Annotated in this window: 6 protein-coding genes; 3 read left to right on the top strand and 3 right to left on the bottom strand. The window is 59.8% G+C overall.

The window, feature by feature from the left end:
• Together VL688_10195 and VL688_10190 are read right to left on the bottom strand one after the other, a co-directional pair.
• Positions 1-1,409 (bottom strand): ATP cone domain-containing protein (locus VL688_10195; GenBank protein ID HTL48413.1); only part of this gene is annotated, 1,409 nt, incomplete at its 3' end.
• A gap of 465 nt (positions 1,410-1,874) precedes the next feature.
• On the bottom strand, positions 1,875-2,147 hold the full coding sequence (locus VL688_10190) for a hypothetical protein (GenBank protein HTL48412.1): 273 nt from the start codon (positions 2,145-2,147) through the stop codon (positions 1,875-1,877).
• A gap of 185 nt (positions 2,148-2,332) precedes the next feature.
• On the opposite strand from VL688_10190, the gene metH reads away from it, so the two are divergent.
• From metH to VL688_10175, 3 genes are all read left to right on the top strand, one after another.
• Positions 2,333-5,998, top strand: coding sequence for a methionine synthase (gene metH / locus VL688_10185; protein HTL48411.1), 3,666 nt, complete (start codon positions 2,333-2,335; stop codon positions 5,996-5,998).
• 124 nt (positions 5,999-6,122) lie between these two features.
• Entirely contained in the window at positions 6,123-6,869 is a 747-nt protein-coding gene (locus tag VL688_10180; protein HTL48410.1) for a response regulator, read from the top strand.
• 1 nt (position 6,870) lies between these two features.
• Positions 6,871-7,749, top strand: a complete 879-nt coding sequence (locus VL688_10175; GenBank protein ID HTL48409.1) for a CBS domain-containing protein — start codon at positions 6,871-6,873, stop codon at positions 7,747-7,749.
• 109 nt (positions 7,750-7,858) lie between these two features.
• On the opposite strand, the gene VL688_10170 is transcribed toward VL688_10175, so the two are convergent.
• On the bottom strand, positions 7,859-13,735 hold the full coding sequence (locus VL688_10170; protein ID HTL48408.1) for a hypothetical protein: 5,877 nt from the start codon (positions 13,733-13,735) through the stop codon (positions 7,859-7,861).
• Between the last annotated feature and the right edge of the window lie 30 nt (positions 13,736-13,765).

The raw sequence follows: 13,765 nt of genomic DNA, 5'->3' as shown, positions 1-13,765 counted from the left end.
TCCAGGTCGTCGCTCACCGTGGTGAGGAAGCAGGACGAGAGCTGGGAGTGCAGGGAGCCCGCGTTGAAAAGCGTGGGCGTGGAGCTGACGAAACGGAAGGACGACAGCACGTCGTAGAACTCAATCGCGCGTTCGTTCTTCTGCTCGCCTTCGTTGACGGCCAGGCCCATCGCGACGCGCATCCAGAAAATCTGCGGCGTTTCGAAGCGGCGGCCCTTGTCGTGAAGGAAGTAGCGGTCGTAGAGCGTCTGCAGGCCCATGTACTGGAACTGAAGGTCGCGTTCGGGTTTGAGCGCCTTGCCGAGCCTGTCGAGGTCGAAATCCTGGAGCTTCGGGGAAAGACGCTGCACTTTCACGCCGAGCTCGATCGAAGACCGGAACGCGGCCGGATAAGCCTTGCGCATTTCCTTGATGCTGATTTCTTTGCCGACCAGCTCCGAATACCCCTTACGGAGAAGGAAACGGGCCGCGACGAACGTATACGCGGGTTCCATTTCGATCAAGGGGCGGACGGCCAGCAGCATGGCTTCGCGGAGCTGCGTGGCGGGCATGCCCTTAAAGCAGTTCTTCAGCGCGCCCTGGAGCACCCGTTCCACGGAACATTTGTCTTCGATACCGTGGCAGGCTTCGGCGACGACGAGCTTCAGGCGCTCGATATCGAGCTTCTCGACCGTGCCGTCCTTGTGGCGGACTTCCAGGCCTTCCTTCTCGGCCATCGTGATGGAAATGCCCTGGGGTTCTTTCTTTTCCTCGTCGCGTTTGCGGCGGCGCTCGTCGCGATAAACAATGTAGCGGCGGGCAATATCGTGCCACTCGGACTTCATCAGGGTCTTTTCGACGATGTCCTGGATCTCTTCAATACTAATAGTAAAGATCCCGGCGGAAAGGGCCTTGATCTGGGCCACCACGCGGTCGGTGACTTCGATGACGTCGCGGCGGGACTGGTCATCAAGCGGGGCTCCCTGCTGCATGGCCGAAAAGGCCTTGCCCACGGCGATAACGATCTTTTCGTGCATGAACGGAACCACGCGTCCATCGCGCTTCTGGACGGTGATGCGCTCGCTTTCGAAGCGCTTGAGGTCGTGGAGGCGGCGATACGCCGAATAACGTTCGGCGATTTCGCGGTGCCCCTGCTCTTTCAACTCCCGGATGACGGCGTTCTGGATATCTTCAATGAAGACGACTTTGTTTTTGCCGGCCTGATCTTCGCACCACTTTACGACGGAATCAGTGACCTTGCGGACATTGGCTTTGGAATGGGCATCGAGCTCGGACTCGAGAGGAATGCTGTACTGCGCTTTGAACGCGCTTTCGACGGCGTTAAAAATATGAATGTCGTAGAAGGGAACGAGCTGCCCGTTACGCTTCTTGACCGTGAGCGCAGACACGTGGGGATTCGCTTGGACCATATTTTTGTGCCTCCCTATTTCAGGGTCAGGGGAGAAAAATCGCCCCAATGTTTTTGAAAGGTTTTTGTATTGTGCGGGGTAAGTTTTTGGTCTGCGAGCGATGCTTGAAGGTTTAAATCTGATTGATGTCTGGGCGAAAAACCCATCATCCCTTTAACCTCACGACCCTTTCTTAACTGATTCCCACAATGTCGGGACAATTGCCCTGGCGGACAAGACACGATCGGAATTTGAAACTGTGGGCCGTACTTCAAGGACTTCACGGAACCTAACATCATGCTGCAGCTCCAAAGGGTTGGAGGGCTGTTTTTGATGCCTTGAATTTCCGCTTTCGTTTCCCGGGGTGAGACGCCTTGGGAGCGCCTTTTTTCACCGCTGGGAAGAGTCCTCTCAATGATCGGCCTTAGGTTCAAAAACCTAAGTATTGTGTCGCGTCGGAAACTTTACCCCAACAGCTTGCGGTTGTCAACCTGATTGTTGGCTTTTCCGAGGCCTTTGAAATTTTCCAGATTTGACGCGGGTCTCAGCGCGGAATTTTTCGAAACTTTTTCTTTTTTTCTTCCGTTCCGCGCCGTTTTTTCCCGCCAAAACCGGAGAAATTTCTCGGCAAAAATTATTTTTCCGTCGTGCAAAATAATTTTCTGAATTCTGCTCCCACTTGAAAGGAATTTCAACGATTAAAATTTTTTTAGCGAAAATATTTCTGAAAATTTTCTTGCATTTTTCTCCGCTGCGCATTCTTTTGCAAAAAAAATCGAGTCACTCGCCGCAACGGCAGGAAGATCATGCGAAGCTCCGAACGGCCACGGCGCCGTCGTCTTCAGGGACAGCCGTTGGCGACGGGAAAAGAAACGGAATGTAGAATTTGTTCAACCTAGCGTTGTTTGCCGAAAAACCGGGGCATGGGGTACAATACCGCACTTATGCCTGACATCCGGAAGGAAATCGAAAAACGCATCCTCATCATCGACGGCGCCATGGGCACCATGATCCAGCGCTACAAGCTCGACGAAGCCGGTTACCGCGGCAGCGCTTACAAGGATCACGCCTCCGATCTCAAGGGCAACAACGACGCGCTGTCGGTGTCGCGGCCCGAAATCATCGAGGCCATCCACCGCGCTTATCTCGAGGCGGGCGCGGACATCATCGAGACCAACACGTTCAATTCAAATGCGCTCTCGATGGCGGATTATCATTTCCAAGGCGAGGTGAGGCGCCTCAACCTCGAAAGCGCGCGGCTTGCGCGCAAGGCCGCGGAGGATTTCACGCGGAAAAATCCGGCCAAGCCGCGCTTCGTGGCCGGCGCGGTCGGACCCACGAGCACGACGGCCTCGATCTCCCCCAAGGTGAACGATCCCAGCTTCCGGGCCGTGACCTACGACCGCCTTGTGGAAATCTACGCCGAGCAGATTGCCGCGCTGGTCGAAGGCGGCGTGGACCTTCTCCTCATCGAAACCGTCTTCGATACTCTGAACTGCAAAGCCGCGCTCTTTGCCGCCCAGACCTTCTTCGAGAAAACCGGCAAAAAGCTGCCGCTCATGGTCAGCGGCACGATCACCGACCGAAGCGGCAGGACCCTTTCCGGGCAGACCGCGGAAGCCTTCTATAATTCAGTCTCGCATGCCGGCCTCTTTTCCGTGGGCCTGAACTGCGCGCTCGGGGCCAAGGAACTGCGCCCTTATATTGAAGAGCTGTCGCGCATCGCGGGCTGTTACGTGAGCGCTTACCCCAATGCCGGGCTGCCCAACCAGTTCGGCGGCTATGATCAGGGCCCGGACGAAATGGCCGGGATCGTGAAGGAGTTCGCGGCGCACGGCCTCCTTAATATCGTGGGCGGCTGCTGCGGAACCACGCCGGACCACATCGGCGCCATCGCGAAAGCCGTGAGCGGCTTTGCGCCGCGCAAAGTGCCCGTGGTCCCCCGTCTCACGCGGCTTGGAGGGCTCGAGCCTTTGACGCTGCGGCCCGACAGCAATTTCATCAACATCGGCGAGCGCACGAACCTGACCGGATCGCCGAAGTTCGCCAAGACCATCAAAGAAGAGAACTGGGAAGAGGCGCTGAAGATCGCCAAGCAGCAGGTGGAATCCGGCGCGAACATCATCGACATCAACGTGGACGAAGGTCTTCTCGACTCCGAAGCCACCATGGCCAAGTTCCTGAACTTCCTGGCAACCGAGCCCGACATCTGCAAAGTGCCGTTCATGATCGATTCGTCCAAATGGTCGGTCATCGAGGCGGGCCTGAAATGCATCCAGGGCAAGCCCATCGTCAATTCCATCTCCTTAAAGGAAGGCGAGGCGATCTTCAAAGAACGCGCGGGCCTCATCCGCCGCTACGGCGCCGCGGCGGTCGTCATGGCCTTTGACGAGAAGGGCCAGGCCGATACCGCGGAGCGCAAGATCGAGATCTGCACGCGTTCCTATAAAATCCTGACCGAACAGCTGGGCTTCCCGCCCGAGGACATTTTCTTCGACCCGAACATCCTCACGATCGGGACGGGCCTGGAAGAGCACAACAACTACGCCGTGAGCTTTTTCAAGACCTGCGAGTACATCAAGAAGCACCTGCCGCATGCGCACGTGACCGGCGGCGTCAGCAACGTCTCCTTTTCATTTCGCGGCAACAATCACGTGCGCGAAGCCATTCATGCTTCGTTCCTGTATCACGCCACGCGCGCGGGCATGGACACGGGCATCGTGAATCCCGGCCTGCTCACCGTTTATCAGGACATTCCGAAAGACCTGCTCGATCTCGTGGAAGACCTGGTGCTGAACCGCCGGTCCGACGCGACCGAGCGGCTGCTCGAGTATTCCCAGAAGCACGCGGGCGATAAAAAGACCGAGACTAAAAAGCTGGAATGGCGCGAGAAGCCCGTGCGCGAGCGGCTGTCGTACGCGCTTGTCAACGGCATCACGGATTTCATCGAGCCCGACCTGGAAGAAATCATCCCGCAATTTCCCAAGGCGCTGGAAATCATCGAAGGCCCGCTGATGGACGGCATGAAAATCGTGGGCGACCTGTTCGGCGAGGGCAAGATGTTCCTGCCGCAGGTCGTGAAAAGCGCGCGTGTCATGAAAAAAGCCGTGGCGCATCTCACGCCGCTCATCGAAAAGGAAAAGACGGCGGGCCAGGCCGCGGGACGCATGGTGATCGCGACCGTGAAGGGCGACGTGCACGACATCGGCAAGAACATCGTGGGCGTGGTGCTGGGCTGTAACAATTACGAGGTGATTGATCTCGGCGTCATGGTGCCGCTCGAGAAGATTTTGGACACGGCGCAGGAGAAAAAGGCGGACATCGTCGGCCTTTCCGGGCTGATCACGCCGTCCCTCGATGAAATGATTTACGTGGCGCAGGAAATGGAAAACCGCAAGATGAAGGTCCCGCTTCTCATCGGCGGCGCGACCACGTCCCGCGCGCACACGGCCGTGAAGATCGCGCCCGCCTATTCGGGCCCTGTGGTGCATGTCACGGACGCGTCCCGCAGCGTGGGCGTCATGGGCAAGCTGCTCAGCGACAACATGAAGGCCGCTTATATAAAGGAAATGCGCGAGGAATACGTCCGGGTGCGGGAAGAGCATGCGGCCCTGAAGCAGACGATATCGTATCTTTCTCTGGCCGAGGCGCGCGCCAACAGGCTGAAGACCGATTGGAAAAAGGCCGCCATCGCGAAGCCTTCGTTCCTGGGACTCAAGGTCCTGGACGATTATCCGCTCGAGACGCTGACGCAATACATCGACTGGTCGCCTTTCTTCCAGACCTGGGAGCTGAACGGCAAATACCCGGAAATTTTCGAGCACAAGGTGATCGGCAAGCAGGCGCGCGAGCTGTTCGACGACGCGCAAAAGATGCTGAAGGAGATCGTAAAGAAAAAAGTCCTGAAGGCGCGGGCCGTCGTCGGGCTTTATCCCGCGGCCGCGGTGGAAGACGACGTCGAGATTTACGCGGACGAATCGCGCAGGCAGGTCCTGAAAGTTTTCCACATGCTGCGCCAGCAGTCGATCCGGCCCGGGCATCCGAACCTGGCGCTCAGCGATTACGTGGCGCCGAAGGATTCGGGCGTGAAGGATTACATGGGCTTTTTCGCGTGCACGTCCGGGGCCGGGCTGGACGCGCCCGTGAAACACTTTGAAAAAGAAGGCGACGATTACAGCGCGATCCTGATGAAGGCGCTGGCCGACCGTTTGGCCGAGGCGTTTGCCGAACACCTGCACGAGCGCGTGCGCAAGGAATTCTGGGGCTACGCGCCCAACGAAAGCTGCACGAACGACGAGCTGATCCATTTGAAATACCGCGGCATCCGTCCCGCGCCCGGCTACCCCGCATGCCCCGAACACACGGAAAAGCGCCTGATGTTTGACCTGCTTCAGGCGGAGAAAAACGCCGGGGTCTCGCTCACGGAAAGTTTTGCCATGCTGCCCGCGTCTTCGGTCTCGGGTTACTACTTCGCGCATCCGGAGTCGCGGTATTTTTCGGTCGGCAAGCTGGAAAAAGACCAGATCGAAGACTATGCCCGCCGCAAAGGCATGAGTGTTCCCGAAGTCGAGCGGTGGCTTTCTCCCTACCTGGCTTATGCGGGCATCTAATCCCCTCACCCTCCCCTCTCCCCGCGTGCGGGGAGAGGGTTAGGGAGAGGGGCCTTATCTGTTATATTTGGAGTGAATGGCCCCTCCATCCATGCCGATCTTTTGTAACTGAACAAAGGTGCGAATGAACAAGAAAATCCTGATTCTGGACGCCGACTTGAACCTGCGGACCGTCATGGCCGCGAGCCTGGGCGTCAAAGGCTACCAAGTCCTTTCCTGCGACAACGGGCTGGACGGCTTCAAGATGCTGAAGAAGGAAACCCCGGACCTTTTGATCCTCGATGCCGGGCTTCCCAAGATGTCGGGCTACGAAGTGGTCCAGAAGCTGCGCACCCTCCCGGACGCTTTACGCAAGATCCCGGTCATCGTCATGTCCGAAAAGCCGAGCATGCGGGACCTGTTCGGGCCCGCGGACATCCATGCCTTTCTGATCAAGCCCATCCTTCCCGGCGTCCTGCTGAAGGCCGTCAAAGATTCCTTCGATCACGGCGTCGGCTTTTTCCAGTCGCGCGAGAAAAACGTCATCGTGATCGACATGGACCCGAAGGTCGAGGAAATCGTCAAAAGCTTCTTCCAGTTCAAGGGCATCAAGGCCCACTTTTTTTCCAGCGAGATGAAGATCTTCAGCAAGATCCACGACCTCAAGCCCAAGCTGATCCTCGCGCAGTACGCGGAAGAGCCGGAAGGCTTCAACCTGCCGACCTTCTGCAACAAAATCCTGAAAGACCCGGCCACGGCGAATTACACCTGCCGCGTCCTCTGCCCCATGTCGCTCGTCAAGCAGGCGGACAAGGAATTCGTGCGCGAGGCGCTGATCACGTTCACGGAAATCCAGGACATCCCCAACAAACTGGAGCCTTTTCTGAAATAGCATGGGCAATCCGAACCTGAAAATTCAGGACATCATGGAGCCGAGCCTGGTCGTCGTGCAGGAAAACGCGACCATCAAAGAGCTCATGGCGCTCATCCACAAGCACGGCATCAGCGATTTTCCCGTCGTGGACGATACCGCGGTCCTGAAAGGCATGATCCACGAAAAAAGCCTGCTGCAGATCCTCTACCCCGACAGCCGCAGCCGGCCGCAGAATCTTTCCGATCCCGAATTCCTGAAGGAAGTGACCGCGCGCTACGACCACATGCGCGTCAGCGACATCATGCTGCGCGACATGGTCATCCTGAACGCGGAAGACACGGTCATGAAGGCCGCGGCGTCCATCCTGCTGCAGGCCACACCAAAGCTGCCGGTCTTCAAAAGCGGCCATTTGATCGGCGTGGTGAGCCAGGTGCGGGTGATCGCCGAAGTGCTCGAAGAATCCGTGGATCAGGCCAAGACCGCGGAGATCATGGCCGGGGCGTCGAAGGGTTATTACTCCGTGAAAGCGACGGCCAAGCTGGACGACAACAAGGAAAAGCGCTTTTTCCGGCGCGTGGACCTGGAAATGCCGATCGCCTACCGGCTGCCGCAGTCCGAAGGCTCGGGAAAGCTGGCGACCTCGATCAACATCTCGGGCGGCGGGCTGCTTGTCCTGACGCATGAAAAGCTGCCGGCGGAAGCGCGGGTGGACGTGGCCTTCGACATTTACAAAAATGGAGAGCCGCTCAAGATCCAGAGCCGTGTCGTGCGCTGCGTGCCCGCGGCCGAACCCGGCACGTTCCAGGTGGGACTTCTCTTCCTCGATCTCGACAACGACGCGCGCCTGAAGCTGATCCACCATCTCGACAAGGTTTGTCCGGAACAGCTTGAGTCTTAAAGATACCGAGGCGTCTCCCCAGCAAACGTCGGCATGATCGCAACAGGCATTGTGCATTCACACCCGTGGGGACAGGACTGAAGTCCTGTCCCCGTCCATGCGACGAGAGTTATGCCGCTTGCTTGACCGCCTCGCGGGCCATGGCTTCGAGGTAAGCCTGCGCGATCTTCCCCTGCACCGTGAATCCCCAGCCGTCCGCGTCTCCGGTGATCACACCCTGGAAACGCTGATCGAAAAGCTGAAGCCTTCCGAGAAGCTGCGCCTGCAGCTCCGCGGGTTTTTTCAGCAGCGCGGGATCGGCCGCGACAAGGTCGATGAGATGCAGCGCGGCCACGAGCTTGAGCAGCTCGGTGTAATCCACGACGAGCGGGTCCTGGATGCCGGACACGTCGCCGCGGATCGGCATGAAGAACTTGCTGAAGTCCAGGCCCTCCAGCAGCTGCGTGACGACGAGAAGCGGCACGAGCTCCTGGTCGTTGAGCGGGACGAAAGGACGACGGGGATCCAGATGCCGCGGGTTCACGCCCAGCGCGCGCAGTTTTTCGTAAACGTCCGCCGGCACCTTCTTCCAATCCGTCCCGATCTCGTTGACCCCGTAATCGCGCGCGATCTGGATGAGCGTCTCGAAATAAGACTTCTTTCCCGCGGCTTCGGATTCCGACGGCGGGATCATGCCCAGCGTGTAGCCCTTGTGCGTGAGCGACGCCAGCGTGGCAAGGAGTTTCGCGGATTCGGCGCGCGCCGTCTTCGCGTCGATCGTGGAAACCGGTCCCGGCGTTTCCCGCGACGCGAGGAACGCCGCGAAAACCGATTCCTTCAATTGCCGGCCCACGTCGGCTGTATTGCGCTCCGACAGGACTTCAAAAGAAACCTCGGCCGCGTGCTCCGCCGTCGTCCCCTGCGGGAGCACGGCGGCAAGCGGCCCTTTGAGATCCGCCGGTGCAATGCCCGCGGCCATCACCTGAAGCGATTCGGCCGGAACCGGCGTGTCCGCCAGCCTGAGCTCCGCGTGATGCTGCTCTTCCGAAGCGGAAAAACGCGGGGCCTCCGGCTGAGGCAGTGCCGCGGGCGCGGGTGCCGGGGTCTTGGGCGCGTATTTTTCAAAGCCTTTCACGTCCGCATAGCGCACGCGCACGATGTCCGTCGGGTCATCTTCCGCCACCACTTCGATCGCTTCGGGGAAAGCCACGCCGTCGTCGGCTTCCAGAGCAAAAAGAGGAAAAATCTGGCGCAGGATCTCCGTTTTCCTCTCCGTGCCGTACTGTTCGAAGTCCCCGCGGCGGTATCCCGTAATCCTGAGCGCCGCATATTGCCGGACTTCTTCGAGGGTGAGGCGGCGCACGGGCTCGATGATGACGCGAAAAGGCTGGGACGCGAGTTCCATGCGCTCGCGCAGTTTGTCGACGGGCATGTCGGCGAGCGTCGAAAGCCGGAAAAGGCCGCTGCGCCCTGCCAGCGTGAGAATCTCTTGGAGCTGGGTCTTCAGGTCGCCGGTTTCCGGGAATCCGAGGTCGCGCAGGATCTGCGGATTGGCGCGCGCGAGCCGGTCCGCGTTCTGCAGGAAAAGCTGGCCGTCCTCGGCTTGATAGCCGTTCAGGTTCGTCGCGTGCACGAGAAGCAGGAACTTGACGGCGGCCGCGATCTGGGGCTTCTTCGTGTTGGCCATGCCGAGAGGCGACGCGATGAGCGGATTGATCGAGGTCGTGCTCACGGCGCGGCCGTCGATCTTCATGTTCCCGGAATATTTGGAGATCTCCTTCACATCGCGGCTGAAATAATAAATTTCGTGATCGCCGTCCGCGGGCGGGCTCTGGCTCTGGCGGATCGAGGCCATCGCATGGACGGGAAATTCCGGATACAGCTTGATCAGGGCTTCGGGAACGTGGAGGTAATACTTGCCGTTGCCGGGAAGCGGCATGGCGTAGGTGATGTACTTCACGTCCTTTTCAAGACGCTTCGGATCTTTGTATTCGCGAAGGCCTTCGGCGGGCTCTTTGGCCAGGAAGTTCGCGAGTCTCGTGTAATAGGCATCGTCTCCATAGCTGACCTCGGGCCCTTTGGGGATGCCCTTGGTGAAAGCGAATTTCGCGCTATAAGTCAGAAGCCGCGGATTGATCTCGAAACTGTGCCTCATGAAATAGTCGCGGTACCGGGTACGGAAGAGATATTCCCGGAGCGCGTAAGTCCCCGCGACTGCGATCGCGATCGCGGCAAAAAATCCCGCGATCGTGACCGCCCAGCTTTTGATGGAAGTGGAAATCAGCGAAAGCCAGTTTTGCGTGGCGAAAAACTGGAGTTCGTTTTGCTTGTCCTGGCCCAGCAGGCTCCAGACGCCGTCCAGAGACACTCCGACGACCGCGGTCCCGAGGATGGCCGCCACCGTGACCGCCAAAAAGTTTCCGATGAAAGCGCCAATCCATGAAAGGGTGTCGTAATCTCTTCGATCGTCGCTGAACCAGCGGTGGGAAAACCAGAGATAATCGAGGGTCATGACGAAAGGAAGCGTCAGCATGACAAGCGCGGTATGAAGATTGCTGAGGGTTTCGCCTGCGATGGAAAACATGAGCGTGCCCAGCAGCGGGTACAGGAGGATAAGGCGCGCGGCGGCCCACGTGTACCCCGAAGTCAGGACGCCCCGCAGCGTGCGCAGGGTTTCCCGGACCAGATGGCGGAAGCCGCTGGCCGCTTTCCGCGGCTGATTTCTCTCTTCGGCGCTGCCCGTTTCATTGGCCACGCTTTTCAGCGTTGTGCCGTCAAAAACAAAGCGCAGGTTCATGCCGTCTTCAGGCGCGTTGGGCAGCTCCGCGGCCATAGGTCCCTGCACGGCCCGCTGCGCGCGAACGACGGCGACGGCCGCATGCTGGCCGAACCAGCCCTCGATCTCCTTCTCGCTCGGCACGGGGTGCGCCGCATCGGATTCCGCGAGCTTGCGGTGGTGTTCGAGAACCGCGGCCTTGTACGGCCCATAGGCGTACTTGAATTTCCAATAGGCGTCCGTGACACGGCCGTTGTAAATGCCCGGCGCCCCCTCTTCGTAGCCGCTTTTCACAAAGAGCTTTACGAGCCCGCGATAGCGTTTATACGGGAAAAGCACCAGCGCCACGATCGCGCCCAGGACCGCCAGCACCAGAAAGGAAAAAGAATACACGGCCGGGGCAACGCGGTTTTCGAGCAGGTAATCCGTGAAGAGCTTGATGTCGGAATCGCCCGTCGCCGCCGCGGCGAGTTCGCGCTGCCAGCGGTCGGTGTTGGACACCCATTGCACCGGGTCCATGTAATGGTAATAGCCCGCGCCGGTCTCAGGGTCCACCATCCAGACGCGGATGATGGCGTGGCCCTCCTTCGGGCCGATGACGCCGTTGCGGTCCGCGTCCACGTAGCCGCCCAGGATTTCATAGTGGTAGCCGTAGTAGGCAAGAAAATAGCCGAGGATGTGCGAGAGTGTCGAGCATTCGCAGCCCGGCACGAAACGGTCGGCCGCGGGAAGCGCGGTTTCCATCAGCTTCTCATGCGCTCCCGGCGCATTCCAGTAATCCTTCGATGCCTTGGCCGAACTATATTTGAAATGGCGATTGAAAATTTCGCGGAAGGCCGCGTCCAATTGCTCAGGCGTGGCGTTGCGCAGCGAGTCCCGCTCGGGCAGGCCGTATTTGGCACGCACCTGATCCAGGTGCTTCGCCTGGCCCACCGGAATAAATCCCGGTCCTTTCTGCTGGCCCGCGCCTTCGTATCTTCCGTTCAGCTGAAACTCGACGTCGACCTGTTTGTCTTTGGCGGGCTTCTGGCCCGCCTGCCGCGCATCGATGGGCAGCGGCAGGCCCTTGGTCGGCTCTTCGGCGCTGGCGGGCAGCGGCACATGCATGGTCATCTTACTGGACCTGCCGGAGCCCTTGTAGGTCAATTCCGGCAATTCATTCCGGGGCACGGCGATCCAGCGGCTCGGATTATTCGGATCGACCTTGAAGACCTGGTGCACGAAGAAATAATGCGGCGGAGCATCCCCCGAATAGGTGAAATAATAAACAGGCCTTGCGTTGGGATCTTTTTTGCCCAGGCCTTTGGAAGTTTCGTCGCCGCCGACGACACCCGGCGTGTACTGGCTCCAGGGTTCCTGGATGTGAAGGGGCTGGGCCCTGGGCATGACTTCCGGAGGCTTTGGCTTTTCCGCCTCGCGGTTCTGTTCGGGCGGCGGCGGTTCCTGAGCTTTCTCTTCTTCTTTGCGCTCATTGACTTTCTTTTCTTTCTCTTTTTCCTGCTTCTGTTCCGCGGCGGGAGGCTCCTGCGGAGGCGATGAAAAATAATAGACCGCGAGCCCCACGCCCAGCCCGGCGAGCAGGAGAAGCGGCGCAAAGATCTTGAGGAAGCGCCCCATGAAACCGCGCGGCTTGGCTTCCGCGGGTTTTGCCTCTTGAGCCGCGACGGCCCGGGCCTGGGGAGATTCAGGAACAGGTTCGGGCGTCATTTCCAGGAAGGCCAGATCAAGATCGTAGCGCGCCCTTTCGTTTTTGATCTCGGCGGCCGCGGTCTTATAGCTCCGCGACAGGACGTCCAGCTCGCGGCCGCGCTTGCGAGCCTTTTCCTCGAGCGCCAGGGTTTGTTTGCGGTGTTCTTCGACAACGGCCACGTTCGGATCGCCGGCCTCGGGCGTATAGGCCGAAAACCGCGCGAAAAGCACGCCGGGATATTCCGGGCGCTCGAACGCGCCTTCCGGAATAGGATCCTTGGCCGGATCGAGCGGCAGCAGGAAAATCCCGCCGGGATCCGGCCGGTAATAAGCGCGCTCTTCCAGCCTCCGGTCTTCGCGCACCGAAGCGGCAACGGATTCATCGATGATGAGGAGATTTTCCGCGCCCTCATGAATTTTCTGCAGGCGGTTATCCAGGCTCTGTTGGAGCTGGCGCAGACGCTCCAGGTCCGCGGCCCGGAGCGTGGTGATGAGCCCGACTTTCTGTTCGATCGTCAGCGCGGCAAAGGCTTCAGCCGTGGGCAGCGGTGTCTTCGTCTGCCGGGCCCCGCGCGCCAGGGTTTCCTGAAAGTGGGCGAAGTAACGATTGAGAAACGCATGCGTGTCCTGCACGATGCGGCGCGTGCCCGCCTCCGCAAGTTCCGGCACCGGCGCCTGCGCGGCGCCGCCCGTAAGCCTCTTTTCCCATGCCGCTGCCGCCGCGAGCACGCTGCGGCGCACCGGCGACGATCCGGAAAGGAGCGCACCCATGTCGCCGGTATAAGTCGAGAGCGAATCCGCGATTTCAACGCGGGGATAAAAGACGAGATTGCCCGAGGAATCGGTGTCCGCGAATCCCGGCGGCGCGTCCGCGGGTTCCAGGAGCGCCCAATTGACGAGCGTCTGGCTCTCGATCCGGGCCCGTTCGTAGGTCAGGAGATTGCGTTCGATCGTGGCCTGGGCCTGCGGTTCGAACTCCGCTTTTTTTGCCGTGAGATCCTGGATCACTTTCTGGTCGAGCTGCCAGAGGCGGTCGAGAAGCTCGCGGATCTGAGTCTTTGAGGCGGTGTCGGGCGACTGGCGGTCGAGCGCGGCCAGAAGCGCCACGCCGAAACGGCTGAACTCGCTGCTCGTCAGCGTCCGCCCCTGTTGAGCTTCGTTGATCGACATCCAGCTGATGCGGTTGGCGCGGACACGCCACTGCCCCTGCGGCGTCTTTTCGACTCCCGCGAAATCAAAGACCGCGGCCGTCCCCTGTTCCGACTGAAAGTGGACCACGCCCGTCTTGCCGAGCGGATGCTCGAACAGGAAATCGAAAAGCAGCTGCGCCCGCTGCTTGTTGCGCTCGGCGAGCGTGGATCGCACGAGATCGTTGGCTTCCCAGCTGGGACGCATCTCGGCACGAGCGGGAGCCTGCGCGGCCGGAGCCGCGGCCTTTGCCCGCGCCGCGCGCGGCTTGATCTCCCGTGCCGCGGGAAGAAGGTCCACGCGCAATTCCGCGTGGCCGGCCAGCGCATTGGCCAGCGCGCCTTCCACCATCACCCCGGATTTGAAAAGGCCAAGGAGAGTTTG

This window comes from Verrucomicrobiia bacterium (assembly GCA_035495615.1).
Classification (GTDB): domain Bacteria; phylum Omnitrophota; class Omnitrophia; order Omnitrophales; family Aquincolibacteriaceae; genus DATJFP01.
This window is presented reverse-complemented; position numbering and strand designations above follow the sequence as displayed.

Excerpts from the sequence above, each read along its gene's own strand:
- VL688_10190 (HTL48412.1), bottom strand. The coding sequence starts at position 2,147 with ATGCGCAGCGGAGAAAAATGCAAGAAAATTTTCAGAAATATTTTCGCT.
- metH (HTL48411.1), top strand. The coding sequence starts at position 2,333 with ATGCCTGACATCCGGAAGGAAATCGAAAAACGCATCCTCATCATCGAC.
- VL688_10180 (HTL48410.1), top strand. The coding sequence starts at position 6,123 with ATGAACAAGAAAATCCTGATTCTGGACGCCGACTTGAACCTGCGGACC.
- VL688_10175 (HTL48409.1), top strand. The coding sequence starts at position 6,871 with ATGGGCAATCCGAACCTGAAAATTCAGGACATCATGGAGCCGAGCCTG.